32 protein-coding genes are annotated in these 26,971 nt (G+C 40.5%); 30 read left to right on the top strand and 2 right to left on the bottom strand.

Annotated features, from left to right (window positions below):
* Positions 1-286: 286 nt before the first annotated feature.
* The 19 genes from GH808_RS06345 (at position 287) to GH808_RS06255 (ending at position 14,745) form a co-directional block, all read left to right on the top strand.
* Entirely contained in the window at positions 287-643 is a 357-nt protein-coding gene (locus GH808_RS06345) for a hypothetical protein (protein WP_186841941.1), read from the top strand.
* Between the two features lie 557 nt (positions 644-1,200).
* Positions 1,201-2,082: a hypothetical protein gene (locus GH808_RS06340; RefSeq protein ID WP_186841940.1), complete on the top strand. Its 882-nt coding sequence runs from the start codon at positions 1,201-1,203 to the stop codon at positions 2,080-2,082.
* 52 nt (positions 2,083-2,134) lie between these two features.
* Positions 2,135-2,557, top strand: coding sequence for a hypothetical protein (locus tag GH808_RS06335; RefSeq protein ID WP_186841939.1), 423 nt, complete (start codon positions 2,135-2,137; stop codon positions 2,555-2,557).
* 231 nt (positions 2,558-2,788) lie between these two features.
* The gene (locus tag GH808_RS06330) at positions 2,789-3,073 is read left to right on the top strand and encodes a hypothetical protein (protein WP_186841938.1); all 285 of its coding nucleotides are present in this window, start codon (positions 2,789-2,791) and stop codon (positions 3,071-3,073) included.
* Positions 3,074-3,204: 131 nt separating this feature from the next.
* Entirely contained in the window at positions 3,205-4,395 is a 1,191-nt protein-coding gene (locus GH808_RS06325) for a hypothetical protein (RefSeq protein WP_186841937.1), read from the top strand.
* A 217-nt stretch (positions 4,396-4,612) separates the two neighbouring features.
* Positions 4,613-5,794, top strand: coding sequence for a helix-turn-helix transcriptional regulator (locus tag GH808_RS06320; protein WP_186841936.1), 1,182 nt, complete (start codon positions 4,613-4,615; stop codon positions 5,792-5,794).
* Between the two features lie 46 nt (positions 5,795-5,840).
* Complete coding sequence (locus tag GH808_RS06315) at positions 5,841-6,233, top strand: hypothetical protein (protein WP_186841935.1); 393 nt, start codon at positions 5,841-5,843, stop codon at positions 6,231-6,233.
* 145 nt (positions 6,234-6,378) lie between these two features.
* A complete protein-coding gene (locus GH808_RS06310) occupies positions 6,379-7,101 on the top strand; it encodes a hypothetical protein (RefSeq protein WP_186841934.1) in 723 nt (240 codons plus the stop codon).
* A gap of 122 nt (positions 7,102-7,223) precedes the next feature.
* Positions 7,224-7,907 carry a metallophosphoesterase family protein gene (locus GH808_RS06305; RefSeq protein ID WP_186841933.1) on the top strand — a complete coding sequence of 228 codons (684 nt, stop codon included), beginning with the start codon at positions 7,224-7,226 and terminating at the stop codon, positions 7,905-7,907.
* Positions 7,908-8,048: 141 nt separating this feature from the next.
* Positions 8,049-8,534 carry a hypothetical protein gene (locus GH808_RS06300; RefSeq protein WP_186841932.1) on the top strand — a complete coding sequence of 162 codons (486 nt, stop codon included), beginning with the start codon at positions 8,049-8,051 and terminating at the stop codon, positions 8,532-8,534.
* Between the two features lie 243 nt (positions 8,535-8,777).
* Positions 8,778-9,575 (top strand): metallophosphoesterase, encoded by a 798-nt coding sequence (locus GH808_RS06295; protein ID WP_186841931.1) that lies wholly within the window; start codon positions 8,778-8,780, stop codon positions 9,573-9,575.
* Between the two features lie 15 nt (positions 9,576-9,590).
* Positions 9,591-10,223 (top strand): metallophosphoesterase, encoded by a 633-nt coding sequence (locus tag GH808_RS06290; RefSeq protein WP_186841930.1) that lies wholly within the window; start codon positions 9,591-9,593, stop codon positions 10,221-10,223.
* A 321-nt stretch (positions 10,224-10,544) separates the two neighbouring features.
* Positions 10,545-11,396 (top strand): hypothetical protein, encoded by an 852-nt coding sequence (locus GH808_RS06285; RefSeq protein WP_186841929.1) that lies wholly within the window; start codon positions 10,545-10,547, stop codon positions 11,394-11,396.
* A gap of 24 nt (positions 11,397-11,420) precedes the next feature.
* Positions 11,421-12,254 carry a metallophosphoesterase gene (locus tag GH808_RS06280; protein WP_186841928.1) on the top strand — a complete coding sequence of 278 codons (834 nt, stop codon included), beginning with the start codon at positions 11,421-11,423 and terminating at the stop codon, positions 12,252-12,254.
* A 46-nt stretch (positions 12,255-12,300) separates the two neighbouring features.
* Positions 12,301-12,693, top strand: coding sequence for a hypothetical protein (locus GH808_RS06275; protein WP_186841927.1), 393 nt, complete (start codon positions 12,301-12,303; stop codon positions 12,691-12,693).
* Entirely contained in the window at positions 12,690-13,109 is a 420-nt protein-coding gene (locus GH808_RS06270) for a GTP pyrophosphokinase (RefSeq protein WP_186841926.1), read from the top strand. Before GH808_RS06275 ends, GH808_RS06270 begins: the two co-directional genes overlap by 4 nt.
* A 76-nt stretch (positions 13,110-13,185) precedes the next feature.
* Entirely contained in the window at positions 13,186-13,884 is a 699-nt protein-coding gene (locus GH808_RS06265) for a metallophosphoesterase (protein ID WP_186841925.1), read from the top strand.
* 33 nt (positions 13,885-13,917) lie between these two features.
* The gene (locus tag GH808_RS06260) at positions 13,918-14,157 is read left to right on the top strand and encodes a hypothetical protein (protein ID WP_186841924.1); all 240 of its coding nucleotides are present in this window, start codon (positions 13,918-13,920) and stop codon (positions 14,155-14,157) included.
* Between the two features lie 255 nt (positions 14,158-14,412).
* Positions 14,413-14,745: a CGGC domain-containing protein gene (locus GH808_RS06255; protein ID WP_186841923.1), complete on the top strand. Its 333-nt coding sequence runs from the start codon at positions 14,413-14,415 to the stop codon at positions 14,743-14,745.
* Between the two features lie 101 nt (positions 14,746-14,846).
* Here the strand turns inward: GH808_RS06255 and GH808_RS06250 are convergent, their stop codons facing one another.
* The gene (locus GH808_RS06250) at positions 14,847-15,161 is read right to left on the bottom strand and encodes a cupin domain-containing protein (protein ID WP_186841922.1); all 315 of its coding nucleotides are present in this window, start codon (positions 15,159-15,161) and stop codon (positions 14,847-14,849) included.
* A gap of 280 nt (positions 15,162-15,441) precedes the next feature.
* Complete coding sequence (locus GH808_RS06245; protein ID WP_186841921.1) at positions 15,442-15,894, bottom strand: DUF3795 domain-containing protein; 453 nt, start codon at positions 15,892-15,894, stop codon at positions 15,442-15,444.
* A 307-nt stretch (positions 15,895-16,201) separates the two neighbouring features.
* Between GH808_RS06245 and GH808_RS06240 the strand changes: the two genes are divergently transcribed.
* The 11 genes from GH808_RS06240 to GH808_RS06190 all read left to right on the top strand — a co-directional run bounded on the left by GH808_RS06240 (position 16,202) and on the right by GH808_RS06190 (position 26,966).
* Entirely contained in the window at positions 16,202-17,191 is a 990-nt protein-coding gene (locus tag GH808_RS06240; RefSeq protein WP_186841920.1) for a nucleotidyltransferase family protein, read from the top strand.
* A 127-nt stretch (positions 17,192-17,318) separates the two neighbouring features.
* Positions 17,319-18,914 carry a sensor domain-containing diguanylate cyclase gene (locus tag GH808_RS06235; RefSeq protein ID WP_186841919.1) on the top strand — a complete coding sequence of 532 codons (1,596 nt, stop codon included), beginning with the start codon at positions 17,319-17,321 and terminating at the stop codon, positions 18,912-18,914.
* Between the two features lie 144 nt (positions 18,915-19,058).
* Complete coding sequence (locus tag GH808_RS06230) at positions 19,059-19,721, top strand: Crp/Fnr family transcriptional regulator (RefSeq protein WP_186841918.1); 663 nt, start codon at positions 19,059-19,061, stop codon at positions 19,719-19,721.
* Positions 19,722-19,900: 179 nt separating this feature from the next.
* Positions 19,901-21,286, top strand: a complete 1,386-nt coding sequence (locus GH808_RS06225; RefSeq protein WP_186841917.1) for a uroporphyrinogen decarboxylase/cobalamine-independent methonine synthase family protein — start codon at positions 19,901-19,903, stop codon at positions 21,284-21,286.
* 17 nt (positions 21,287-21,303) lie between these two features.
* Positions 21,304-22,110, top strand: coding sequence for a methyltetrahydrofolate cobalamin methyltransferase (locus GH808_RS06220; protein WP_186841916.1), 807 nt, complete (start codon positions 21,304-21,306; stop codon positions 22,108-22,110).
* Between the two features lie 255 nt (positions 22,111-22,365).
* Positions 22,366-22,959 carry a type IV toxin-antitoxin system AbiEi family antitoxin domain-containing protein gene (locus tag GH808_RS06215; protein ID WP_186841915.1) on the top strand — a complete coding sequence of 198 codons (594 nt, stop codon included), beginning with the start codon at positions 22,366-22,368 and terminating at the stop codon, positions 22,957-22,959.
* A 241-nt stretch (positions 22,960-23,200) separates the two neighbouring features.
* Positions 23,201-23,878, top strand: a complete 678-nt coding sequence (locus GH808_RS06210; RefSeq protein ID WP_186841914.1) for an epoxyqueuosine reductase — start codon at positions 23,201-23,203, stop codon at positions 23,876-23,878.
* A gap of 66 nt (positions 23,879-23,944) precedes the next feature.
* Entirely contained in the window at positions 23,945-24,571 is a 627-nt protein-coding gene (locus GH808_RS06205; protein ID WP_186841913.1) for a type 1 glutamine amidotransferase family protein, read from the top strand.
* 78 nt (positions 24,572-24,649) lie between these two features.
* A complete protein-coding gene (locus GH808_RS06200) occupies positions 24,650-25,483 on the top strand; it encodes an ABC transporter ATP-binding protein (RefSeq protein WP_186841912.1) in 834 nt (277 codons plus the stop codon).
* Positions 25,480-26,199 (top strand): hypothetical protein, encoded by a 720-nt coding sequence (locus GH808_RS06195; RefSeq protein ID WP_186841911.1) that lies wholly within the window; start codon positions 25,480-25,482, stop codon positions 26,197-26,199. Before GH808_RS06200 ends, GH808_RS06195 begins: the two co-directional genes overlap by 4 nt.
* A 218-nt stretch (positions 26,200-26,417) precedes the next feature.
* Positions 26,418-26,966, top strand: a complete 549-nt coding sequence (locus tag GH808_RS06190; RefSeq protein ID WP_186841910.1) for a TetR/AcrR family transcriptional regulator — start codon at positions 26,418-26,420, stop codon at positions 26,964-26,966.
* Positions 26,967-26,971 lie beyond the last annotated feature (5 nt).

The following is a 26,971-nucleotide window of genomic DNA, read 5'->3' as shown; positions in this document are numbered from 1 at the left end:
CAAAAGAAGAGCTTGGCGAATGTTAGCGCATTTAGCCAATTCAAAACCTAGACTCTTTTATCATTGGGAGAAGGGTATTAAACCAACGATTGGATAACAAGAGCCGTATGACGCGAGAGTGTCACGTACGGTTCTGTGAGAGGCTTGGGGTGAAATTCCCCTTGCCTACTCGACAAAGATGACGTAGTGCAAAACAATTCGAATTATTGTAGACTAACCGAAAAGGCATTCAGGAGGTTAAGGATACAATGGACGAATCAAAAAGACAGCTTTGGGAAGAGCGTTTATGAAAAATACAAAGCAAAAAACCGCGATAAATGTAGCGGATATGGAAACGGTCAAATCCTTTATTACCCGGCTGCCAGCGGAGTGGGGAAAAATGTCGCTTTATGAACGCCGGAATTTCCTGCGTGACGGTGATTTTGACAGTCAAAAAAATGATGGCGGGGTGCAGAGACAATTGACCTGCAACATGGAAATCTGGTGTGAATGCTTTGGCAGAGATGGGTCAGCCATGAAGCCAGCCGATTCCTATGCCATTGGCGCAATCATGGGAAAAATTGCAAGCTGGGAGAAAGTCGACCGGACAACCTTTGCCATTTATGGCAGACAGCGTGGCTATCGGCGGGTATTGTCCAGCTAAAAAAAACGGACGGGCGCTAGCAGTCTCTGAAACTGTCCGGTCAGCCGTCCTCTTAAAAAAGGTGATTATCGTGGGAAAAAGAAAGCGGTCAGGACAAGCGGACAACCAGAAAGCTTTGCGGATCATCATCAAGAATAAGGGTGTCTGGGATGCGCCTGCATGAATGTGTGCGTGTATAGGGATTTTGGGACAGCTGTCCCACCGCTTGTCCCGTCCGAGCGAGTCGTTTCAGTCGCCTGACGACCGATCTGTTGGATGCTCGGGTCCGCCTTCACCGTATTTGTTAATGAAGTTCTGAAACCGCAACTTAATGCGGTGTTCAGAGCTTTTTTATTGGTCAAAAAAGTCAAAATAAATAGGTTGAGTGATCGGTTACTGAGGAACAAAGAATTTTCATGATTTATCAGTCAAATCAATAAAACTCCGTAATTTATTTTTCAACGATACAACAATAAGTAAAAAGATACCGATTTAAAACGTTATAATAGTGTTAGTAACCAATTAATAAAGTTACAAGTATTTAGCTGGTTGGGTTAACAAAGGATAGGAGAATTAATATGTATTACAAAGACTATACCAATAATTTGAAAGAATATGACTTGAAAAGACAAATGTGGGAAAATACCGGATTAGAAAAATCGAAGAACTGTATCGTCGATGTGGCCGATTACTGTGGGATTTCAGAAAGTCAGTTAATTGAAATATTCAATTCCGATGACCGTTATGCCATTGAGCGGTACCTTCTATATCGTGCGGAATTAACCTTGTGCTACGACTGTGATAAATCAAAGATTGTTAGAGACTTTTTTAAAATAGAGACACGAGGCACTGTCACCGGATATGATTCGTTATTTTCTTTCCAATATATTTGGGGAAAAGCCGTCAGAGCAGTTGTTGAAGTTCCGGAATTGCCTTCAGAGGATTGGAAATACTTTGAATCCAAATACGGTCACAATGCGATAAAGAAAACAGCAGTTTTCATTTCGCAGCTCAAACATTTAAAACTCATTAAAGAGAAGCTTAGGGAGCAAGATAAAGAGCTGCCCGAAGAAAAGCAGTTGTTGCCAGCATTAGAGAAATTGGCGCAGTATTATCATACCATCGGCAATCTGACACCGTGTTGTAAGGGTAAATATAATCTCGCAAAGGGGGATTACCGAAATGGATTTTATGATCGATTGGATTTATTTTATAAATGGTTAAAAAACCCGATCAGGGAACTAAATACGCTCAGCGGCAAAGTATCGGAAACAGAAAAGAATGAAATGGTAAAGTGGTTTTCTGAGGAAAACATTGAAAAATATAAACTGAGTACGATTATTGATTGTCAACTGCCTGACAGTATTCCCGATCATCCGGCTGAAATGGCCGTTTACTCTAATGATATAATCAAGACAATTCGCATACGCAGCGATGAACTGCTGGTTCATACGGCATAGAATATAATATCAGGCGTATAGATATTTTAGTATTAGGATCAGGAGGTTGCTGATGTCAAGCTTATGTTTTGGTTATCCGTTGCATGGGATTCTTTTGGATGAAACAAGATCGTTTATCGAAAAAGAATTCACCAGAGAATCTGAAGAAATAGCGGCGATTGATGGTTTAGTGGCAGGCGAGTATTATGACTATTACTTTTATAAGAATATCATCATCTTGCCAGGCATAGCTGAAAAAGATGCAGAAGCAATAAAAGTAACGGCTTCGCATTGGGAATGTCAACTTGACGGAATGGGTGATTATTGGCTTGTTTTTAATCGGTTTTTATTATTTTTCGCCTATCAATCGCTTGACCCAGATAATGAGAATAGCCCGCTTCTTATCAATTCCCTTAACTTGCCGGATCGGCAGTTTGTAAAAAATCAATTGCGTTTCAAAGCGGTTGAGCGGAAAGAGACGATAATCTATTTATAAGTTGAAGAAAAAAGGCGGATGATTTATTGCCTAAAATGCTTATGTAGGTTTTTAGATAGGGATAAAACAGTTAAACGCATTTTTATAAGCAATAGAAATTAGAATATGTTAAACTATTAAGGATGAGCCAAAAGCATCAGCGTATTTAGTGTTAGTGGAAGAATCTGAAAAAGTAACTTTACGGTATTTTTGGGATAGGATCCAGCCGTTAATTACTATGGGTACAAGGTTATGGATTTCAACACTTCTTATTCAGCCTATCAGATTGAACCAACGCTATCCTCGGCAAAAATGTATCAGAATTTTTTAGATAATCAATGCCAGATTATGGCGCTTGAAGATCTGACAAAGGACGATATGGACTATAATGCAGCTACAACAGCATCGCCTAAGGCACAGATGAAGAACGAAGCTTTTGACATTATTGCCTATTTTGGCAGCATTGAAGCAAAGACGTTTTCAGAAATTGTCGAAAACGTGAAAATTGTGGATAAGGATGGGCATGTTTCTGAGTAGATCGAACACTGGATGCCTTAAGGTAAATGTAAACGATAGCGCAATTAAAGTTGAAAACTGAAAAATTAATAATGTTGTATGATATACCAGCGCCTTTTGGTGGCTGTGTATTTTTAAAGGAGAAATAATAAATGTTAGAATGCAAAAAAAATGTTAGCGAGTTATTAGAAGATAAAGAACCACATCTGTATGATTTCAAAAGGAACCAAATATTGGTTTCAGAAAGACCGAAAAATCATAAACGGATGATAAACAAAATCAAAGAACTGAGAAATGAATTCCCATATGCAAATAATGAAGGTAGACCAATGGAAAATCTTCTTAAATGTAAATATCTGATAGAAGAACATGGAATTATATTTGATCCCGATAATTCAGATGAAACATGTGATTTAACCGGCGAAATCTATAATATTTTATGGGGATGGAGTAAAGAAAAGGGGGGATTTCGAATCGCATCGTATTTTGATGAAAAGATGCTTTTGGGCGGAGACACAATGAATTCCGTGCAAACTACACTGAATTTATTAATTGCAAAATCTCATGAAATGGGAAAAGAAAGTGATCGATTTAAAGAGTATAAAGACATAGTTAATCCGAGGGGAAAACAGCAAATCAGCAAGAGATATATTTTTTGGCTATTTCGACAATGTCAAAAGGATTTCGAGAAGCTGGAAGATCGAAATGTCAGTTTTTCAGATTATTGCATTTATACTCATTCTATTGGAAATTTTTGTTTGGTACCTGCAGGTTTTAATGGTGGAAGAGCTGCCAAGACAAAAGATTACTGGGATCTTTCGCTTGCAATTCTAAAAAAAGAGGGTTATGAAAATGGCGGTTTCGAAAAAGATCAATTTAATAAATACATTAACACGTTCTTTTTATGGGATTACGTTGATAGAGAATACAATCCAAAATCGCTATTTAGTGAAAATTTCTATGATGAGAATTATAAACGTCAGAATGAAAATGATTCACATTCAAAGTATATGGAAAAAGAAGGGGGAGCGAGACTCCCTGAGAATAAAGAGGAAGTATTATTTTTCTTAAACAACGTCAATTGGGCAATTAAACGCCGGGGCATCTTTATGGTCGCGATGCTTAAAATTGCATTATTAGACAATCCCGATTGCGAACAAGATGAATCATGGGTGACTTCAGATATTTATAAAAAAATTATGTATAAAGTCTTTTTGAGCGACAAATGCTATTCTGGTTATAATGACGTATTTAATAAAATAAAAAATGCGGTGCCAGAAACTCAAGAAAATAAAGAAATAAGAGCAATATTGAGAAAAGCTAAGTATCAAATATTAAATTAAAGAAAGAACCGGAAGTCCGATTTGCTTTGCGAATTTTCTTTTTTGAGATGCTTATAATTATAAAGGAAAGCACAATAAACTGAATAATAAAGCGCATAGGTGTAAAAATATTTTGATAACAACAATGCCGTTTTGAATCGGGAAAAACAGCTCGCCCACAAAAAGTGAGCGGCACCCTATTTGGCAGTAAATTATAAAAATAAAGGGGAAGGTGTCCATGGCAAAGAAAAAAGCTAGAGTGGAAGAAAAACCTGCAGCAAAAAAACAGAAGGGTCGACAGTCTGGGATCGCTCAAAGTGATTCAGTTATTCTGGCGCTTGCGACTCTCGAAGTTCTCAAAGACGAAACGGATAAGGAATCTCCGTTAACGCAGAATCAGATATTGAGATTGTTAAAAGAAAAGAGTGTAAAATGCACAGCCAAGACATTAAGCAGCACGTTAAAAAAATTGACATGGGCATTAAACCCGCCGGTCTATACAGAAGAAGATAAAGACTACTTCAGAATCGTCTATTCGGGATATGATCGGGAACTTGAAGAAGATGATGATACAAAAGAAAATTCAAGGTATATGTCGAATTTCTATTACGCCCACGATTTTTCATATCAGGAAATTGATCGTTTAATCGAAGGTATTCAATTTTCTAAAACCCTGACCACAGATGAAGCCAATAAAATTATCGAGAAAATAAAAAAGTTGACCAACCGCCACTACTCCAATATCACAAGCCAGATTTATACGGTTCCGGAATTTGCGACCGCACCCCAGGAACAATTAAAAGAAAATCTCAAGACCATGCAAACTGCCATTGCCGATCAGGTTAAAATGACGTTTGTATTCAATGGCTATGACAAGAATAAACAGCTCGTACCGATCAGAGAAAAGAGGTATACTGTTTCGCCCTATTATGTTGTGGCATATAATGGCAAGTATTACCTCCTGGCCAATACTGATTATTTTGATAATGTGTCAATCTATCGGGTCGATTTAATGTCAGCGATTGAAATTCCTGAAAGAAACGAAAAGAATGGAAATAAAGGAATAGATGCTAAAAAAATGAGTGAAGTCAAAGGACTCAAGGAGAAATGGGATCCGGATGATTTTATGCTTAAACATCTGAATATGTTTTATGATGAACCGCAAACAATCACATTGAAAGTCAGAAATAATCGCTATACGATGGTGCATGACTGGTTTGGAGATCGCTACACAACGGTTAAAAAGCGTGCTCAGAACCTTGATGAACAGCATGATCTGATCCGGGTGTGCTGCAGTCCCAATGCCATCATTAATTGGGCTTTGCAATACAGCAATGATGTCGAAGTCGTGGAACCAGTAGAGATACGGAACGCAATTGTACAGCGTTTGAAAGATACATTAGCAAAATATGATTTATAAATAGTTGGAATCGTTCACAAAAATTTTGAACGAATAGGAGAAAGCCATGATCAATTATGAAACTTATTTAACTGAAAAAAACATTCTCACATTTGAGGAATCGCTGGAAATATATAATCAACTTGCGATAGAAAACGATTTTAATGATGAAACAACAAAGATGTTATGGAATAAATTGATAGAATCAGCCGTTTCCTATGCGGCAATTAGAAGCCGTTGGCATTTGTATTCACGGGAAGAACGGATGGAAAAAGACGCTGGAAGAACAGCAAGTCATAATGCGTTCATTTCGTCATTAAACATGTTTTGCCGCTTTCAACAAAAAAATGGATTAAGTACCGCCTGGCGTGAAAAATTGGGTGACGAAAAGGATTGTCGTAAAAAAATCGGTGATTTTGCATGCTTCATTGCTTATATCTATGGAATCAATGCAAGATGATCAGAAATTGACAGGAAATTGTTGTGATGGAATAAAGTAAAATCTGACATTCAGCAGTTTCTTTAAAGGGGCGCTGCTCGAATGAGAATACTGGTATCCTGTTGAAAACATGTGAAATATTGTGATAAGAGGAGAACGAAACTTTATGAAAAAAATGAAATGCGTATTAATCGTGATATTTGTGGGGGTGCTGATGGTTACAAGCATGGCTTGCAGCAATAACCCAAGCAGTGGAAATATGGAAAACAAGGAAAATTCAGAGCAGACGGCTGCAAGCACTGAAGCAGCTTCGGAAGCGGTAAAACTCAATAACACCTACACGACAAGGTTTCAGGAAGTAAATGCGGTTACATATCCGCCTTTTATGTTTGACTACCCGGATAATTGGAAGATATCCCAGGAAGTAGTTACGCCAGAAACAGAAAAAGTAACACTTGAAAACGATAGAGGAGTCGAAATAAAGTATGCCTATTTTGGCTATCCCAAAGGGTATAATTTTGGAACAAGCACTGTTAGTATGACACGTGTTGATGTTTCAAAAGTCGAAAATTCTAATTTCAAGCCTGGTAAAGTACAGGGAACTGATCATTCAGAACTAGGGCCTTTCATGGTGGCTAAACTTAAAGTAACCGGTAATTTAAAGATGAAAACAGATTTTGATTATACTGTTGTTGATGGACCAGTGTCTTATGCTGTTTTGCCAGAATCTCAGATTGGTACGGTTGAAGGGATAAGAGGACCGTTTGAAGGAGAATTCTCTTTTTGGTATAGTGGATATGTGTCTTTTACCAGTAGCGCACCTGATGGCGAATTTACGGATGAAGAGCAACGAGAGGTTAACACAATTCTTGCAAGTTTTAGGAATTAAGTTGATCGGGTTATTTGATCTGGTTAATCGGTAGAAAGCGAAGTTTAAGCGATAATGTTTTCGGTAAATAATGGGGACAATAAGTGTCTAACGATGGTTTGTGAGAGGAGGTAGAAAAATTTATGATTTTTTTATCAGGTGACATACATGCAGATTTTGATATTCAAAAAGTAATAACTTTTTTTGGTCAACATACGGATCAGTTATTGTCAAAAGAAGATTATCTCATTATTCTTGGTGATGCAGGGATTTGCTGGGATGACGGGAGCCAGGATGACTGGGTAAAACAAGCATTGCAAGACCTTCCAGTTACGACGCTGTTTATTGATGGGAATCATGAGAATTTTGATCTGTTATCCGAGTATCCGGTTATGGTATGGCAGGGCGGTAAGGTTCATGAAATCGAAGAAGGAATCCTTCATCTTATGCGTGGACAGATATTTGAAATTGAAGGGAAAACATTTTTTACTTTTGGCGGCGGAAACTCTGTTGATAAAGAGAATCGGTATGAAGGTACCAGTTGGTGGCCGGAAGAAATGCCATCATATGATGAATATGAACAGGGACTAAAAACCTTGGAAGAAGTTGACTACACCGTTGATTATATCCTGACGCATACAGCGCCACGGGAAGTTGTAGCAGAAATGGGCATTGATATTTATGAAGGTGAGGAAGAACTGCAACTTTATCTTCAAAGAATTGCCGATAAGACAGATTTCGAAGAATGGTATTTTGGGCATTGGCACATGGATGAAGATATTATGGAATATCATTGTCTGATGGAAGAAATTGTAGAATTATCATAAATTGATACACCTGAATCATCAACAAACGTAAAATGTTACGCATTGATATTGTTATAATATGAATATAGCATGATCATTGATAATTAAATATAGCCAAATGAATTTGGGTCATTGCGTAACAGAAAGCGGGGAACAACCATTATGAAATATTTTTATGTAGCAATTACGAAAGAAGTGGTAAATCAAACAACCTTTAACGATGTTCAAATGGCAATTGATTATTTTGAGAAAAATTATGGTCATATCATTTATGAGATGACATTGAAAAAAATAAAACGATTAAAAAATAGAATAGGCAATTATGAGCAAAGATTAAAAAAACAGCTCGAAGATATAAGAAAGTGGCAAGAAAACGGGACTTGTACATGGGCAGATTTAAATTTCGAAAATATGCTTAAGGATAAAATACTTAGTTCGAAAATAAAACTAGAAGAAATTCGGGATAGTTTAAATGTAAAGCCAGTCAGTTTTGAAGTGAAACATGATCGGTATAAGCAAAAAATATGCCTATCTGACGAGCCCCAGTTAATCTTACATATTTCCAGCATATATAATCAAGGTTACATAATTGATGTGGTGAAGAAAAATACTATTGCATTAGTGGCGTGGTCGAGAGTGACAATATAATTGAAACGGCGAGAAAAGAGATAGACGAAAGAAAAATCAATAATTATATCTTCCTTCATATGGTTATCGATAACGATGAAGCAATTCAAAAGATGAACAAAGAAGTTTCAAGGGTTCGCGCTCAAACACTGCGAGATTATCATAAAATTAGAACGCGCCTAAAAAACATTGCATAATCTATCAAGAAAAGAATGAAGAAAAGGTCGCAACAATTCAAAGAACCACATAAAAGGGGGATTAAAAATGGCTTATATTTTTGCAATGAGCGATATACATGGTTGTCTGGAAGCGCTGAATGAGAATCTGCAGTTAATCGACCTGAATGATTTACAAAACAAACTGATCCTCTGCGGTGACTTTATTGATTATGGAAAGAAGAGTTGTGAAACGATCCATCACGTTAGGCAATTAACAAAGCAGTATCCTGATCAGGTAATTGCCTTGAGGGGGAACCATGAGCAGATGTTTTTAGATTTTTTGAGTTGTTCAAAAAAAGATGTCTGGAATTTTGAGTGGCTGAGTGCTGATCGCGATTTTGATACAGTCAGAAGTTTTATATCTGACGATTTATTCAAGAGAATTTCAGCAATTGCGATCATGTCGAAAGACGCATTTGCGGCTTTCATGAAAATTGCGGAACTCTTCAAACAGTACATTCAGGAAAACCACTGCGAATTAATTCAGTGGCTAAAAGCCCTTCCGTATTACTATGAAATGGAAACACAGATATTTGTCCATGCCGGGATTGATGAAGAAGCCGAAGAATACTGGATGCATGGAACCTCACCGGAATACTTTACCTCGAAGTATCCGGCAACTTTTGGAACGTTTTATAAAGATATTATTGCGGGTCATATCAGCACCAGTTCGCTTAAAAAGAAACGTGATTTTCATGATGTGTTTTGGGATGGCAAAAGCCACTACTTCCTTGATGGCAGCACAGCGGAGACCGGAATGTTACCCTTGTTGCGGTACGATACAAAAACAAAGGAGTATCATCACAATAAAAATGGCCGATTTCAAAAAATTCTAGTATTTTAGTAGAGGAGAAATTTTATGCTGTCAAATAAATACTACTTTATTGCTGATACACATTTTTTTCATCAGCGAATCATTGAGTATGAGAATCGACCTTTTGAAAATACAAACGAGATGAACGAAATATTAATTAAGAACTGGAATCGGGTTGTTAGAAATGGCCACATTGTATTTGTACTAGGCGATTTCGCTTTTTGTGGTAAAGAACCAATGCGTGAAATATGCAAGCAACTCAATGGAAATAAGCATCTCATAATGGGAAACCATGATGAGAAGAGTGCGAACTTCTATCGCAGCATCGGCTTTGATGAAGTATCCAAGTACCCAATAATTTTTCAAGAAAATTGGATTTTATCGCATCAGCCGATGCCGTTGTCACCCGATTCATTTTTTAAGAACATCTACGGGCATGTACATGCGAAACCGGAATTTCAAGATTTCAATTTCCAATCTTGCTGTGTAAGTGTCGAAAGAATAAATTACACACCAATTGAATTTGGTGATATACAAAAGAAAATGCAATTATATAGACCTGACGAAGACGAACAGCTGTTTGAAACTGAAATAAATGTCAGTGATCAAGCCATAAATAGCGTTGCTCGTCGGATTATTTCAAAACATAAAGTTGCATTCAAAGAGTTAGCAAAATGAAACGTATCAACTTCAAACAGACTATTATCCTACATGAACTTTTAATCGATGAAACAGGCGGTAGCAGAGGCATCCGAAATAAAAGACTATTGGATTCTGCTTTAAACGCTCCGTTTTAAAGTTTTAATGGCGAATACCTATATCGCAGCGCTGAGCTGAATAAGGAAGAGCAAGAAGATATTTTAGAATACTTAAGCGAATTCCGACTTTTCGAAAAAATAAAAGTTGAGGATAATAGTCTTATTTTAGTAGATGCAGGCATCGATAACTTTTCAGATGAAAAAGAATTAGATGATTAAGTGAATTGTAAGGAGACATTTAATGATAGAACTGATCCCATCTAAAGATGTTAGAGATTTCGTTGTAAAAACGGACTGGATATTTTCAGATTTTGAAAAGGCTGAAATCATTTATCATATGGATCTGCCATATGATGAAATGAAAACTGAACTACAAAAGATCTCTGATCAAACTGATGATGAAATGCTAAAAACACAAATAATTGAACACATTGAGCGTGATCAGAAGTGTATCCAATTATTTAAAGAAAACTGCGAAGGATTCATGTATGCAGTTGAAGTGGATGAAAAGGATACACCTTGTGAATCATACATTTGTGGTTACTTTGCAGAGGCGGATCTCGCATATACACATGGAAAAAAGCAGGGATGTAAATTCGATATCCAGAAATACCAAATTGTGGGATTTATTGGTCGTGAAGCAATCAAACCGAAAGGCTATATAAACCCCTATTTATTTACTGATAAAAATCCAGATGAGCTTATTCTCGAATATGAGTATGACGGGGGATATGTAGCGGAATTCAGGTTCGATAAAAAAGGACAATTGATTGGTTTTTACAGTGATGAAGTGGAAATTACAGATCAGTTTGATCCTTCAAGATTCGAGAATGCTTATATTGAAGTTCCGAATCCTTTCGAGGAAGGTGATCGAGTTAAATTGATTGAGACCGATCTTTGTGGAATTGTGAGAACTTCTCAAAAAGAATGGAAAAAGTATAATGAAGAAATGAAAACTTCTGATTGTGCGGATTATGAGGATGTAGGTATAATCGTCGATTTTTTTATGGATAATAAAAAAACAACGCATGGACATTTTTGTCCCATTTTTTTAGAAAAAGTTGAAGAAAACCAAAACGATGAAACTGAGTAATATTCTGAATGAAAGGATATTTAAATGATTTATTCCATTTCTGACATTCATGCTCACTATAGAGAGCTTTATGGACGTATTGATCAACTCGGAAACCTTGAGCCATTTATATCTGGCGATAATCAGCTGATTTTGCTTGGTGATTATTTAGATAGGGGACTCAACAGTAAAAAAGTTCTAGAATTAATTTTTAGCCTCCAGCAATCGATTGGATCTGAAAATATTATTGTTTTAAAGGGCAATCATGAGTCGTGGTTTTTACAGTTTCTTGACGGAGAAAGTAACGAGTGGCTTCCTGAAGACACCAATCTATTGACTAGCCGAACGTTTCTTGATAGTGAACAGATGGCCAAAATTCAAGAAATGGCCTTTAATGGGCGATTGAATGTGATCTATGATTTTATTAGAGAATCCATAAAATCAAATGATCCTGAGCTGATCGCATGGCTCCGGAAACTACCCAATTATTGGGAATCCCCCGAAACTGGAACAATCTTCACGCATGCTGGAATTGATGAGGAGTCCGGTGAATTATGGAAATCCACAACACCGGACGATATGTTTACAGGCAAATATCCACTAACAACAGGAAAATTCTATAAAGACATCGTTTCTGGACATGTTGCTGCCTCATCAATAGCTGAAAATCAAAATTTTAAAGGAATCTATTATGATGGAGAGAGTCACTATTTTATCGATGGAGCAGTTGAGCAGACCGGAAATTTGCTTGTGCTTGCCTACGACGAAAAAAACAGAAACTATTATGAATTAGAAGAAGAAACTACTGAAGACAAACACCTCAACTATACACGGGAAACAAGATTGCAAATAAGAGGTAATTTAAAAGCATTGAATTAGCAGGGAACGATGTATATCGCAAGGAAAGAATGAAAAATGGAAAAATATGGATAGAATCTGTAAATACTACTGGGAAGCAAGACGTGCTTTGGAAGAGCATTACTTCAAAAGAAAATATTTTAACTGCATGCCGAAAATTTATTATGATCAAAGACATGACGCTTATGTCAATCCCAAAATAATAACTGAACGGGGATGTGCAGAATATGTCTGCAGTGAAAGTGTTTGTTATGGACCGATTTATCATTACAATATCAATGGATCTGAAACCCATGAGCATACTATAGCAGCTGTCTTTATAGATGCATATAATGACGCTGAAATATTTTCGCTTTCAGAAGAACACATAGAACAATATAGCAAACAGGAACTTGTTATGATTTACAAGTTAGTTAAACAGGGAACAGAAGATCGTTTATCATACGAAGGAGAAAAATGAGTTTAGCAGAATTAGCTCTGGAAATCGCTGAAAAAGCGCATGCTGGTCAAATTGACAAAGCGGGCAGACCGTATATTGAACATCCTAAACAGGTTGCCCTCGCATTTGAAGATGAAAAGAAGGTAGCTGTTGCACTTTTGCATGACGTAATTGAGGATACCGATTTTGATGCCGCAACTTTGCATGACATGGGGATTCCTTATGACGTTGTTGAAGCAGTTGAATTGCTATCAAAACCAAAATGGGAACCCTACATGGACTATATCGAACCCATCAAAACGAATCCGCTGGCAAGAGCGGTTAAAGTCGAAGACTTAAAACATAATATGGATATGAGTCGGATTGAAAATCCGACGGATAAAGATAATAAGCGAACCGAAAAATACAAAAAAGCATTCGAAATTTTAAGCAAGTAAACCTGCAAGTGCATTTCGGAAAATTTTGTTGTTTTGTTGATAAATTACTTAATCCGATAATAATTAAGGGGGATTTATGATCTATATCACAGGAGATACACATGGTGATTTTAGCAGAATTGCTGAATTTTGCTTTGAGTACGGTACGACCACCAATGATATCATGATTATTCTTGGTGATGCTGGAATTAATTATCACCTTTCAGAAGCTGACCAATATTTAAAAGAAGAATTGGCGCAACTGCCGCTTACGTTGCTTATTATTCATGGGAACCATGAAGAGCGGCCTGAAAATATCCAGACCTATCTGGATAAAAAATGGCATGGTGGAATGGTCTATTTTGAAGAGGAATACCCCAATCTTCTGTTTGCTTCTGATGGAGAAATCTATGACTTGGATGGTGCAAAAGCCATCGCTATTGGTGGCGCATACAGCGTCGACAAGTATTATCGATTGCGGCAAGGGTTAGCCTGGTTTGAATCCGAACAACCGGATGAATATGTAAAGTCATTTGTTGAATCTCAACTAGAGCAGGTAAACTGGCGAATTGACTTTGTTTTATCACATACTTGTCCGGAAAAGTTTATACCATTTGAATCGTTTTTGCCGAATATTGATGATAATGCGGTTGATCGCTCGACCGAAGAATGGTTAGATGAGATCGAAAAAAAACTTGATTATGATCGCTGGTTCTTTGGGCATTTTCATACTGAGAAAAATATGGGACAGTACTCTTGCCTTTATGAAAACTTTGAATATTTGGATGATTTTTAGTTTCTGATGTATATGAAAGGGATGATTAATGCTATGAAGAATAATGATATTTTATTTGGAACAATAAGAAAATTTTGCTCGCGTATTGACCGAGTATCCATATGTAGAAAAGAAACTTTAGATTATGAAAATTATAAAAGTATTAAAGATGTGCCAGAAAATTATGATCAATATTTCTTATATGGATTTGGAATGATTGAGAGTGAATTTGATGATACCCTGAAAAACTGTATTGAAATTATGATATCTAAAGAACCAAGAAATGATATCTAAAGAGGACTTGGCTGATCACTTCAAAATAATTGATATTTACAGTGCGTTTATTTACCCCTTGAATGAACAATTCAATTAGGAAGGTCACAATATCTAAATTTCTAAATTAATGAAGATCAACATTGGAAATGGAGTATTTGACAATGATTTTTGTAACTTGCTACATTTTTATTTTACAATAAACAGATGAGGTGGCTTTTGTACTTTATGGTACAATAAAGTTTATAAAATCAATCGAAGAAACGAGGTATGGTTATGAAAGTTGGATTGATCAGATGTATGCAGACCGAGGATTACTGTCCCGGAACGACTGATTTCAAGTTTATCAAAGAAAAAAAAGGTGCCTTTGAGGGCATTGAAGAAGATATTGAAATCGTAGGTTTCATCAACTGCGGAGGATGTCCCGGTAAAAAAGCTGTTTTACGGGCGCGGGAACTGGTAAAAAGAGGCGCCGATACCATCGCTTTTGCATCCTGCATTCAGCGCGGCAATCCGATCGGCTATCCCTGTCCTTTTGCCAAAAAGATGAAAGAACTGATACAAAAGGATTTACCGGAACATATTAAGTACCTGGATTATACGCACTAATTTTGCGAACATCGCTGACAGTGCAACAAAGCCAGGCACACTGCGTCCCGTTGAGCAGAGTGCCTGGCTTGTGATTTTGTCTTGCTTCCGGTTATGGGCGCTTATTTCGTTGGCGCAGGAGCCTTGACAACAATTAACTCCAGGGTTTCATCGTGCAAGTTTTTGACATTCATTTTGGTTTGAAAGGGAATCTTTAGAAGTGAACCCGCTTCGTATTCGTGGTTATTCTGGTCGTCCAAACCGATGGAGAGCTTGCCGCGAACTACTGTCATGTAGACGTTTGAATTGGAAAAATGCTCAGGTAAACCCTCGCCTTTGTTAAATACCATGTGCAGATAGTGAAGATTTTCATCGAATATCACTTTCTCCACCGCCTTTTCATTACCTCTGGCTAATTTAAATATCTGTTCAACCATAACAGAGTACCTCCTGAATATTATTTGATCATGTGATTCTAAACGCTGTCTTTAGTTTATTATATCATATAGAACTTCATCGGTTATGTTGCAATTGCAACAAGGACAAGTCTGTTTTTCATATAAATCATTTGAATAATTCAAATCACAGCAAAAATTCGAAATAACAGTTGCTTTTTGTTGGCTTCATAAAGTAAAGTGCTAAGCAATCATACTTTGTCAAGCGTGGAGCCTTCTCAGGTTATACGCGTTGTTTGTCTGAACGCAGTCTCGTGTTCAATCAGCGTTCCTCATCATCCCAGCGGTAGCGCTTATTCTTTTGCAAAATCTCGAGATCACACCGGAGACAGAGTCCGTTATGACAGCAAATAGGATTGCCGCATCTGGGACATGCCCATCGCTCTTTTTCGCTTTTCAGAAAAGCTGCCATCCCGTTTTTCTGAATATCTTTCAGGTTTTCAATCATGCTCATATGATATTTGGTCCGATAACGCTTATCCAGTCCCTTTAGCCGCTTGCAGGGAAAATCACGGCATTCATAACAGAAACGAACCCGCCCGTTTTTGAGCAACTCACACTGATCGCCCATATGGGTACAGTTTTCACCTCTGGGAATGCAGCCGGGGCAGTATTTCCGATGAAACCCCTGTTTTTTTAAATCATCTTTCATCATTTGATAGGCGATACACAAGCTGCAATTCATGCCACAAGGCGCAATTAGATTTTCTTCCATATCATTACCTCCAGTCTGAGCATATATAAAACCATATTACAGAAGTTTCGCCTTGTCAAGCGATCTCAATTAACGATGTAAACAGTTGTATAATGAACAACAGATTTCGATTTGTAACGGTGACATGATGGAATTTTCAAACGGACACAAAACTGCTGCGACAGGGATTATTTTAGCAATACAAATAGCAGATGCCGTGATATAATTTGAATTGGATTTGTGTTGAAAGTTATAAAATGCATATACAGGAAATTGAGATAGTTATGTGAAGGCTCTAATTCTACGCTTGGCAATAAGGAAGTGAATTATGAAAAAATTAAATGATTATTTATACTCAGGGGATACCGTGCTTAAGATTTTACAAAGGTATTCTGAGGATTTGAAACAGTCGGCGAAAGAAAGCAATAATCAGATTGATCTGTTACATTGTAATTTTCTGCTGCAAATTGCGGAACTTTTGGAGCACAACGATTTTTTGACTTCGCAATCGCAGCGGATTCGGGAATTCTATAAACTGATGGCCAATGACTATCCTTTTCTGGCCTTTACGTTTAAGGGTCGCATTAAATCGCTGATTCGCGCCGAAGCAAAGTTCAACGGATACATTGTTGAGTATATTCACGAGTATTATACGCAATACGGCAATTATCCTTCGCTTCCAGAACTGAAAAACGCGTTAAACTGTTTCCGTGATCTGATTGCCTACCGAATCGTGATTTCGCTGCCCAAATGTCATCTGAAAGCAGGGGAGACCAGCGCGGATGAAGAAATCAAATACCTCTATGATGTTGCCAACCAGTTGCCCGGTTTTCTGGAGGAACGCGGATTCACCGCCGAGCTGTCTGCTCTGACGGGCCAGAAAAAATCGCCCTTGTTAAAAGAGAACGTATGTCCGTACTATCGGGATTATATTGCCAATTCAGAGCCGAATGGCTATCGTTCACTGCATATCACTTTTTATGATAACATTGCCCGTTGTCATGTGGAAGTCCAACTTCGCACCAAAGAAATGGACGATTTTGCCGAGATTGGTCCGGCTAATCATCTAGGTTATGAAAAAAGACAGGAAAGTGAGCGGGCCAGACGCGATGCCATTCCCACAGGTGAAAACATTTATTTTGATGATGCCTATGAAAGAGGGATCATCCTGCAGCAGCTTGATTTATCAGAATTGGATGTCAATATGTTTGCAGCCGTGAATAATTCCCTGATCAACGATGGCTGTGGTCTCTACCGCGGCAGACTGATTCTTCCCTATGAGCATCTTTCACGATTCCAGAATGATCTGATTGATTAATTTCTAGCACTGAAACAGTATCAGTTTCACTCAGTAGTTTGGTGTAGAATAGCTTGGCTTCGGGGCGACTTGAAAAAGCCGCCGTTATCCGGTAAAATAGGGATAGTCTATTTATAAGGAGAAATCATTGATTAATCATACCTTCAACCACGCAAAACGTCGCATTATCATCCTGACGCTGAGTCTCTTTTTAGGCCTCAGCCTGGTCTATTTGGGGATCAGTCTGTTTGTTGCCTGGCAGCAGCAAGAAGCCCAAAAACAGGCGGTCCTGGCCCGCGAGGCGCAGCTTGTCGAGACCGAGCGGCTGATCCTCTCGAATCGTTTCAGTCGCCTGACGACCGATCTGTTGTATGCTCGTGATGCCCTGATTCTCGGCAATAAAGCTGGCGATTACACGGTCGCCAAAGAAAACTGGCTGGCCTTTTCCGACCGTAAAATGATCTATGATCAGATCCGTTTTATTGCGGCAAATGGCAATGAAATGGTCCGCATCGATTATGATGCCAACGGCGCCCGGATAATCCCCGATAGTGAGCTGCAAAACAAAGCCGACCGCTATTATTTTACCGCTGCGATGGCCCTTTCTGAGGATCAGATTTATGTTTCACCGCTCGACTTGAATGTCGAGGGCGACCAGGTCGAACTGCCTGAAAAGCCGATGATCCGCCTGGCGGCACCGTATTTAAACGCCAGCGGGACGCGTCTGGGAGTCGTGGTTCTGAATTATACGGCCAGCGACATGCTGGGCCAGATTGAGACCGTTGCCGGTGGCGCGCAGGGCGCGGTCTACCTGATCAACAGCGATGGCTACTGGCTCTTCAACAGTGAAAACCCCGAGAGTGCCTTTGCCTTCATGTATGACAACCGTCTTGACCAAAGTTTTAAAAACGCCGATCCCGAGGCCTGGGCGGCCATTTCTGCAAATCCGGAAGGGACGGTGACCACCGCTGCCGGTGTTTACCACTATAGCAGCGTTTTAACCGACAGCGACTTTTCGTTGGCCCGCAACGAGAAACTGGCCCTGGCCACTGGCGACTGGAAGCTGGTCTCATTTCTGCCGATCGATTCCGCTGCCGGTCAGCTGGCAACCCGCAGCTTACTTGAAACAATGCCGCTGGTTCTGAAAAACAATCTGCCGGCGCTGGTGCTGATTGCTTTGATCTCGATTTTTCTGGCGATGGTGCTGATGATCAATCAGGTCAAAAATGATGAAATCCGTTATTATTCAGAAATTGATGGCTTAACCGGCATCTACAACCGCCGGGCCGGCTACGAAAAATTAAAGCAGCTCTATAAGGGCATTGAGAAAGGCAGCGGTCCGGTCTCGATCTGTTTTCTTGATATCAATGGCTTAAAGGACGTCAATGACTACCTCGGCCACGATGCCGGTGACGAACTGATTACGACGATCACCCGGGTGATCGGAGAGCAGATCCGGGCGAACGATTTTGTCGCCCGTCTTGGCGGCGATGAGTTTCTGATTATTTTTGATGGTCTTGATGAAGATCAGGCCGAGGCGGTCTGGGAGCGAATCGTGACGGCTTTCAAAACAATCAACGAAAGTGAAAACAGACGCTATGAAATCAGCGTCAGCCACGGCATCGAGGCGATTGTCGCTGGCTCCAACGACTACATCGACAGTATCATCAATCAGGCCGATGAAAAAATGTATCGCGAGAAAAAGCGCCTGAAGCAGGATTTGAAGGTTGTCCGCGAGGGGTAAAAAGGCGCGCGGGCAGTCGGAAGATTTATCAAAAAACTGCTTTCGTGTTATGATCCATTCCGCCTATACAGGAATGGATTGTTAAAGAGCCGGCGATCTTAGGTGAGGAATTACTAATTTTCCAGAAAGGAAAGGCCGAATACAATGGAGCTGCAATATTATTTTGCCGATGATTTTTCGGCATTTGAAGATTATTTCGCGGAGATCAAAAATTCGGTCCGGCGCTATCATAAAAATGAGCCGGTGTGCGGATTCGGGGAACCCATGGATGAGATGTACTATATCACCTCCGGCACGATGTCCGGGTCCTTTATTCATGAATCCGGGAATGTCAAAACCTCGTCATTTTATGGCAAGGGTTATCTGGCACCCCTGTATTTTCCCGGGGAGATCGAAATGATGCGATCCTTTGCCTTTACCGCCGTGACCGATCTGGAAGTCTATGTCTTTAACCGGGTTGGCTTTGAGCAGTATGTCAACACCAATCCGGCTCTGAACATTGCCATGTATCGCGCTTATATCAAACTGGTTTCTTTGAATGGTCAGGAATTGGCCAACCAGTTGTTTTCAACCGGCATGGAAAAGATCTGCAATTTCTTTTATATCTATTTAAAAAACACCAACGATCACGAAAATCGGATTCCCTTTTCGCAGCAGGCCATTGCCGAATTTGTGGGGCTGAACCGGGCCAATGTGGCCAAATATCTGAAGGTGCTCAGAGAAGAAAAAGTCGTCGATACCCAGCGAAACCAGATAATTGTCATAAACATGGAAAATTTGCGTCGATTCTGCTCAGAAAACATCTAAACATTCTTAAAATAAATAATATTTACAAAAATAAGCGTCCTTATGTCTTTTGCGAGACAGAAGGGCGCTTTATAATTTGCTATCATGTTGGTAACGATGTAAACCTTTAACGGTCGATCGGGGAACCCGATAATAAAGTTATATCTATTCAAAACAATCTTAATGCTTGGAGGAAAAAAATGAGCGATGTTTTAGCGTTGCAACAGCAACGGAGCAAATTGTACAGTGATTTTTATACCAACACGATTCCCGAACGGATGCCGATGGGGATCACCCTGCCGCAGCATCTGGTGGCCGAATACGGTGGCCAAAACCTGTTTGATTTTCAATTCAATTATGCGATGCTGGCCGATCCGGCCCGGGAGTTGTGCGCAAAAATCTATTCGGATTCCTGTCTGGTGGCGCCAGCCAATTTTCTGCTGTCCCGGACCCCATCGATGTACCAGCTTTATGGCTCGCAGTCATTTGTGATGGGGAATGGCGGCTTTGTTCAGCACCCGGAGGTGGTGGGAATGATGGATGACGAATATCCCCAGTTGATTGAAAAGACCTTTGATTTTCTGGTGGAAACCGTTATCCCGAGGCAGCATAAAAACCTGAATCCCCAAAACCCCATTAAGATGGCCACCGCGATCCAGATGGGGAAGCTGGCCTTGCAGAATGATGAAGCGGCCTTTCTGCCGACCTTTTTTGAACTGATCCAGCGCCATGGCTATTATCCGGGCAGTCCGCTTGGTTCCTTCAATTTTACCGAAGCCCCGCTGGACTTCATTGCCGATCAGTTGCGCAGTTTTTCCGGGATCAGCATGGACATCCGCCGTCATCGATCGCAACTGAAAGAAGCTGCAGACGCGGTCATGCCGCTGCTCTATCACTGGGGACTACCAGGCAATATCCATCCGCAGGGATCGGTCTTTATTCCACTGCATATGCCGACCTTTATGCGGGAAAAGGATTTTGTCGAGATCTACCTGCCGTCTTACAAAACCATGCTGCAGCAGTATGCGGCAGTGGGCGCCCGCCCCAATATGTTCTGTGAGCATGACTGGAGCCGCTATCTGGATATCCTGCAGTCGGAAATACCAGCCGGCTGTCAGATGGCCTTTGAATACGGCGATCCCCAGACCATCAAGGATAAGCTGGGTAAAAAATTCCTGCTGACCGGCTTGTTCCCCAGCAGTGCCTTGAAGTCGGATACGCCGGCACAGATTGTTGACCGCGCCAAAGCCTTCCTGGATGTTATGCTGCCCGGCGGCGGTTATATTTTTGGCTTTGACAAAAACCCGCTGACTCTGAAGGAAGTGAATCTGGAAACCCTGGCCGCACTGACCGAATACATCCGGGACAATGCTGCTTACGAAAACGCCGGCGCATCCTTTGGGACGCCACTCAACAGCGAAGGTTTTGTCTTTGATGAAAATCGGGTACCCAAACCCCAATCACAATATTTGTTTGATTGGGAAACATTCACAGAAACCTATCCGCTGACCCCGGATTTTGCCCGGGCAAACTTTGAGCGGTTCAGCAAAGAAACCTTTGATTTTTATATGAATTTGTTGATCTAAGCAAAAAAGGAGTAATTATGATTATAATCGGAGAAAAAATAAATGGCAGCATTTCGGTGGTCAGGGAAGCCATCGAAAAGCGCGATGCGGCTTTTATTGCCGACCGGGCAGTCAAACAGGCCGAAGCCGGCGCCCATTTTATCGATATCTGCGCCAGCACGGCCCCGGAGCATGAGGTGGAAACCCTGAAATGGCTGATGGAAGTGGTTCAGGAGGCCACCGATACTCCTCTGTGCATCGACAGTCCCAACCCCCGGGCCATTGAGGCGGTCTTTGCATATGCCAATAAACCGGGAATGCTTAACTCCATTTCCGAAGAAGGAGACAAGTGCGAAGTGCTATTGCCGCTGCTGACCGGCAATAGCTGGGAGGTGGTCGGGTTGACCTGCGACAATAATGGGATTCCCTGCGATCTGGCAACGAAGATCAAAATTACCCGCAGGATGGTGGAAAAAGCCGACAAATTTGGTGTCACCCCGGATCGGATTCACATTGATCCCTGCGTGATGGCGCTATCCACGGAAAACAATTCGATGCTGAACCTGGGAGACGAGATCCGGGCCATTAAGGAACTGTATCCGACCATCCATGTGACCGGAGCCATCAGCAACATTTCATTCGGCTTGCCGATCCGCGCCCTGTTGAACAAAACCGCCATGGCCTTCGCCATTGAAGCCGGGATGGACTCGGCGGTACTGGATCCGCTGAACCGGGATATGATGGGCACGATTTTTGCCGCCTATGCTCTGTTGGGACAGGACCGGCATTGCCGCAAATTCAGCAAGGCTTACCGAGCGGGACTGATTGGCCCAGCGGGGAAATAATGATCACAAATCGGCATCCCCCTCTGCATGGAACAACCATGTCGGAGGGGGATCTTTTTTTTATGATGATTTCAGGCGAATCGTGTCTGATGCAAATTCCCGAACGGAGGCAGGGCAGATTAAGGATAAACAAGGAGATACTTCTGAAAGTAAAACAACAGTTACACTCAACTGATTGATAATGCAATAGTTGACAAATGAAACGAAATAGTATAGTATATCGATACGATTGTTAACTAAACGAGGAGTGCTACCGTGAATATTAATTCTGAAATTTATGAAATGTTGAAAGAAAATAATAATATAATAACAACCGCGCAGGTTACTGCTCTTGGTTATTCGCGAGCAATGTTATCAAAGTATGTAAAAGCTGGTCTTCTTGAACGCAGTCGGCAGGGGGTCTATGTTCTGGCAGACGCAGTTCATGATGATATGTATACTTTAATGCTTCGGTCAGAAAGCATTGTTTTTTCTCACGATACAGCTCTGTTTTTAAACGGTTTATCCGAGCGGACACCATTTATCCATTCAATTACGATACCTAGCAATAAGGGATTACCAAATTCGTTAAAGAACGAATGTGTCTGCTATTATATCAAGCCGGAACTTCATAAAGTGGGGTTGATACATAAGAAGACCACCTTCGGAAATGAGGTGCGCTGTTATAATATGGAGCGTACAATTTGCGATTTGCTTCGAAGCCGGAAACGCTGTGATGAAGAAACAGTAATCAGTGCTATAAAAAATTATGCAGAATGCAAAGAAAAAGACTTGAACCTGCTGGCAACTTATGCAAAGCAATTTAAGGTACACAAAGAATTGAAGAAATACATGGAGGTGCTTCTATAGCGCATCGAGGCAGTACAGAGAAGTTATCCGAGCCAGAGTCTACTCTTGCACTTATAGCAGATAACGTTGATTTAAAACAGATGTGGGAAAAATATCAGAAGAAATTTGTATATGCACAGGATATTTCCTATGAAGATATAATTGCAGTGCTACGCTTATTGGTGTGTTAAATTGTGCAGGTAGAGGTTTTGCGGACTCTGAAAAATTATGGAAGAATGTGATTATGCTTAAGGAGGGCCAATTGAAAGAGCAAATAAGAAAAAGTATTTTAGCGCTGGGGGCTGATGTCTGCGGTTTTGCGGACGTTGAACGATTTATTGATACTCCGCAGGGATTTCATCCCAGCGATCATTACAGTGATTGCAAATCGGTAGTCGTAATCGGTTTTGCCTTACCGAAAGGTCTGTTTGCGGTTAAACCCGATTTGATATATGGGTATTTTAATAATCTGACAACGCCAGCAGTGGATAAGATTGCCATGATGGCCGCAAGAATGATTGAAGATGTATACGATGGCGTAGCAGTCCCGCTGCCGTGTGATGCACCCTATGAATACTGGAACAGTGAAAAAATGGAGGGACGCGGCCTGATTTCCATGAAAAATGCTGCTGTTCATGCCGGGATTGGAACGCTGGGCAAAAACACATTGCTGCTCAATGCAAAATACGGGAACCGGTTAACTGTGGGCGCCATCCTGACGAATCTCGCATTAGAATCAGATGATTACGCAGAATCCCTCTGCATCGACGGCTGCAACTTATGTGTAAGCAGCTGCCCAGTGCAGGCTTTAAAAGAAGAAGCCGTGATCCAGAAATTATGCCGGAACAACACCTACAGTTCAACCGAAAGAGGATTTGATACCGTTTTGTGCAATCAGTGCCGCACGGTGTGCCCGATGCGGTTTGGGAAGTGCAAATAAACTGCAGCACCAGCCCGGGAAAGACATGCTAAGATGACGACACGAAATGACAAGGAGGAAGTAAAAATGAAGCGAACAGTATATCTTTATGTCTGCGATACCATGGCGGATTGGGAAATTGGATATCTAACGGCGGAACTTAACACCGGCAGATATTTTAAAAAGGGGCTGGCCCCATGCAAAATAGTGACGGTGGGTGTTGACCTGACGCCCGTTACGACGATGGGCGGCTTGAAAATATTGCCGGATATCAGCGTGGCAGAGTGCGATATCAAAAATGCAGATGCTCTGATTTTACCCGGGGGAGATACATGGTTAGAGGCAATTCACGAACCGATCATCGATAAAGCCGAGCAGGGTATTAAAGAAAACCTGATTGTGGCCGCAATCTGTGGCGCGACAATGGGACTTGCCAAAAATGGTCTACTGGATTCCAGATACCATACAAGCAACGATCTGGGATATCTCAAAATGGTCTGTCCAGATTATCAAGGTGAAGCATATTACAAAAATGACCCAGCGGTTACGGATGGAAACTTAATCACAGCTACCGGGGTTGCGCCATTGGAATTTACGGTGGCAGTCCTGAAAGCTTTGGCGGCCTTTTCGCCAGAAACATTAGAGGCTTGGTATCCGCTTTATAAAACTCATGAAACGGAATATTTTTTTGCGTTAATGAACTCGATACAATAGCGAAGCTTGTAAATACAGTTTTCAGAAAAACAATTCCACATTTTGTGATAATGATTGAAATGAATAGTTGGAGGTAATATGGATAACGTCATCATTTCGCTTAACAACGTATCCAAACGTTTTGGCAGAAGCGTTATTTTGGATCATGTCAACCTGGACATAAAAAAGGGGGATTCCATTGCTCTGCTCGGACATAACGGCAGCGGAAAAAGCACACTGCTTAGGATGATTTGCGGCTTAACCGCGGTTACATCAGGCAAGATCGAATCTGCAGCATTGAAATTCAATTATGTTCCGGAACACTTTCCGAAGCTTGATCTGACGGCGCGAGAATTCATTGATGCGCTGGGCTTGATCGAGGGGCTGCCGGCAGCAACAGTCGGTGCAAAAATCCGGGAATTGTTTCACGCCTTTTATATGGATGAAATGATAGATGTTCCCGTTAAACATCTATCAAAGGGGACGATTCAAAAGGTTGCTGTCATCCAGGCGCTGCTGCAAAAACCCGATGTTCTGTTGTTGGATGAACCGTTATCAGGGCAGGACAGTCAGTCGCAAAAGACATTCATCAAACGGATTAAAGACTTGAATAATCAGGGGGTTACCGTGATCATGTCGTGTCATGAACAGCATCTTGTCAATCAGTTATCGCACTGCGCCTATGAAATAATCGAGAAAAATTTATTTCCGGCAAATCTTGCCAGTTTGAAGGAAGTTGAATACGATGTGATGGTATTTGATGCAGACCCGGACAAAAACATTGATTCCGCTATAATGGCAGCGATTGAACAATTGAATGATTTTGGCAGTCGTTTAGAATTAATTGTCAGAAGCGATAACAGCGACGCGGTTTTAAAACAGATGTTAAAGGATGATTTTAAGCTCCGGTCGATGGGAGCAAAAGAAGTATGAAAAATTTATTGCGCTATCATTTTAAAGTCTATCTGAAATCAAATAAGTTATTATTGCCGTTTCTGATTTACCTGATTTATCTGTTTACCGCATACAGTATCATGCCGTATGCGATCGTTTCAAGTTTTTCAGAATCAGCCGGGGTCATTTTCTTTATTATGACCTTTGTCGGATTCAGCTATTCCGAGCTGGAGAATCCGGTCACGGAACAATTGGTCTTGCTGAAAGTCCAGAATGACAATTTGTATTATCTGAGTCGGATCATCGTTCTGGCGATCGTTGGGGTTATCATGAGTGTCATTGGCATTTTATATCCGGTGATCGGCAATATTTATAATCATGCGCATTTGTTCACGCGAAGCTTAATCCTTTCCGATATTGTGTTTGGCTTTGTTTTACATTGCACAATGGGTCTTTTAGGGGCTTTGACCGGTTCGCTTTTTCATCCGCGGATTATAAAAAACAGAAAAATTGCCATCCTTATGGTATTCTTTACTGCCGTATTGGCTATCGCAAAAGGAGCCTTGATAAACGAAATTCCTTCCATGGACTTCGTTACCTGGGTTTTCCCGCCGGTTTATGATATTCTTGTGACGTTGACAGGCTGCGAGTTTTTCAGTTTGCAGGCGCTGGTGATGCCGTTTTTGTGGGGACTCATTTATGGGACCGTATTGATCACGATGCAACTACATTTTTTAAAGAAAAACAAATTTTAAGTGGTAAAATACCTCGGTGCAAAAGCGGCAGGGTGGAATTCTTTTAAGCAACAGGATCGAGAGTTATTTCTTGATCCTGTTTTTTTATGGCCAGAATTATTATTTCTGCAATCGTATAACTAAATCATTTGGGTCAGATGTCTTGACAAATGAAAAAATTACATTATGATAAATAGGGACTACCTTACGATAGGTAGGTAAAAGAGGGGGATTAGCAAATGGAAACAAAGAAAAAAATTATGAACTCAGCCTTCAGACTGTTTGCTGAAAAAGGAAATGAATTTTCATTGACGGAGGTGGCCAATGAAGTGGGGATAAAAAAAGCATCAATTTATGCTCATTTTGCCAGCAAAGAGATCCTGCTTTATGAAGTGATTGATCAGGAAATTTATGAGTATTTTTTCGAGATCGATGAGAAACGCAGAGATTTGAAAAGCACCTTCGAAATGATATTGAATTATTACCGCCGCTCTAAAACGAAGCGATACTTCTGGAAAAGACTGCTGCTTTTTCCGCCTGCGGCTTTTGAAAGGACATTGATTAAGAAAATAAATATGCTGACCGAGCAGCGTTACGAGATCATCAGAGACCTGATCCAGTCGGATATGGAAAATGGGTACATCCGGCATCAGGATCCGGAAACCGTGTTGTACTCTTTTCTGGCAATGATTCATGGTTTGGTATCCATTACCATTATTTATGAATCGGAAAATTTAAAAATCAATCAGGATGAGATCTGGGAAAACTTTTGGAATGGCATTAAATAAGGAGA

The sequence above is a fragment of the Acetobacterium fimetarium genome (assembly GCF_014284475.1).
Lineage (GTDB): Bacteria > Bacillota > Clostridia > Eubacteriales > Eubacteriaceae > Acetobacterium > Acetobacterium fimetarium.
This window is presented reverse-complemented; position numbering and strand designations above follow the sequence as displayed.

Coding starts and splice junctions, on each gene's coding strand:
- GH808_RS06345 (WP_186841941.1), top strand. CDS start 287: ATGAAAAATACAAAGCAAAAAACCGCGATAAATGTAGCGGATATGGAA.
- GH808_RS06340 (WP_186841940.1), top strand. CDS start 1,201: ATGTATTACAAAGACTATACCAATAATTTGAAAGAATATGACTTGAAA.
- GH808_RS06335 (WP_186841939.1), top strand. CDS start 2,135: ATGTCAAGCTTATGTTTTGGTTATCCGTTGCATGGGATTCTTTTGGAT.
- GH808_RS06330 (WP_186841938.1), top strand. CDS start 2,789: ATGGATTTCAACACTTCTTATTCAGCCTATCAGATTGAACCAACGCTA.
- GH808_RS06325 (WP_186841937.1), top strand. CDS start 3,205: ATGTTAGAATGCAAAAAAAATGTTAGCGAGTTATTAGAAGATAAAGAA.
- GH808_RS06320 (WP_186841936.1), top strand. CDS start 4,613: ATGGCAAAGAAAAAAGCTAGAGTGGAAGAAAAACCTGCAGCAAAAAAA.
- GH808_RS06315 (WP_186841935.1), top strand. CDS start 5,841: ATGATCAATTATGAAACTTATTTAACTGAAAAAAACATTCTCACATTT.
- GH808_RS06310 (WP_186841934.1), top strand. CDS start 6,379: ATGAAAAAAATGAAATGCGTATTAATCGTGATATTTGTGGGGGTGCTG.
- GH808_RS06305 (WP_186841933.1), top strand. CDS start 7,224: ATGATTTTTTTATCAGGTGACATACATGCAGATTTTGATATTCAAAAA.
- GH808_RS06300 (WP_186841932.1), top strand. CDS start 8,049: ATGAAATATTTTTATGTAGCAATTACGAAAGAAGTGGTAAATCAAACA.
- GH808_RS06295 (WP_186841931.1), top strand. CDS start 8,778: ATGGCTTATATTTTTGCAATGAGCGATATACATGGTTGTCTGGAAGCG.
- GH808_RS06290 (WP_186841930.1), top strand. CDS start 9,591: ATGCTGTCAAATAAATACTACTTTATTGCTGATACACATTTTTTTCAT.
- GH808_RS06285 (WP_186841929.1), top strand. CDS start 10,545: ATGATAGAACTGATCCCATCTAAAGATGTTAGAGATTTCGTTGTAAAA.
- GH808_RS06280 (WP_186841928.1), top strand. CDS start 11,421: ATGATTTATTCCATTTCTGACATTCATGCTCACTATAGAGAGCTTTAT.
- GH808_RS06275 (WP_186841927.1), top strand. CDS start 12,301: ATGGATAGAATCTGTAAATACTACTGGGAAGCAAGACGTGCTTTGGAA.
- GH808_RS06270 (WP_186841926.1), top strand. CDS start 12,690: ATGAGTTTAGCAGAATTAGCTCTGGAAATCGCTGAAAAAGCGCATGCT.
- GH808_RS06265 (WP_186841925.1), top strand. CDS start 13,186: ATGATCTATATCACAGGAGATACACATGGTGATTTTAGCAGAATTGCT.
- GH808_RS06260 (WP_186841924.1), top strand. CDS start 13,918: ATGAAGAATAATGATATTTTATTTGGAACAATAAGAAAATTTTGCTCG.
- GH808_RS06255 (WP_186841923.1), top strand. CDS start 14,413: ATGAAAGTTGGATTGATCAGATGTATGCAGACCGAGGATTACTGTCCC.
- GH808_RS06250 (WP_186841922.1), bottom strand. CDS start 15,161: ATGGTTGAACAGATATTTAAATTAGCCAGAGGTAATGAAAAGGCGGTG.
- GH808_RS06245 (WP_186841921.1), bottom strand. CDS start 15,894: ATGGAAGAAAATCTAATTGCGCCTTGTGGCATGAATTGCAGCTTGTGT.
- GH808_RS06240 (WP_186841920.1), top strand. CDS start 16,202: ATGAAAAAATTAAATGATTATTTATACTCAGGGGATACCGTGCTTAAG.
- GH808_RS06230 (WP_186841918.1), top strand. CDS start 19,059: ATGGAGCTGCAATATTATTTTGCCGATGATTTTTCGGCATTTGAAGAT.
- GH808_RS06225 (WP_186841917.1), top strand. CDS start 19,901: ATGAGCGATGTTTTAGCGTTGCAACAGCAACGGAGCAAATTGTACAGT.
- GH808_RS06220 (WP_186841916.1), top strand. CDS start 21,304: ATGATTATAATCGGAGAAAAAATAAATGGCAGCATTTCGGTGGTCAGG.
- GH808_RS06205 (WP_186841913.1), top strand. CDS start 23,945: ATGAAGCGAACAGTATATCTTTATGTCTGCGATACCATGGCGGATTGG.
- GH808_RS06200 (WP_186841912.1), top strand. CDS start 24,650: ATGGATAACGTCATCATTTCGCTTAACAACGTATCCAAACGTTTTGGC.
- GH808_RS06195 (WP_186841911.1), top strand. CDS start 25,480: ATGAAAAATTTATTGCGCTATCATTTTAAAGTCTATCTGAAATCAAAT.
- GH808_RS06190 (WP_186841910.1), top strand. CDS start 26,418: ATGGAAACAAAGAAAAAAATTATGAACTCAGCCTTCAGACTGTTTGCT.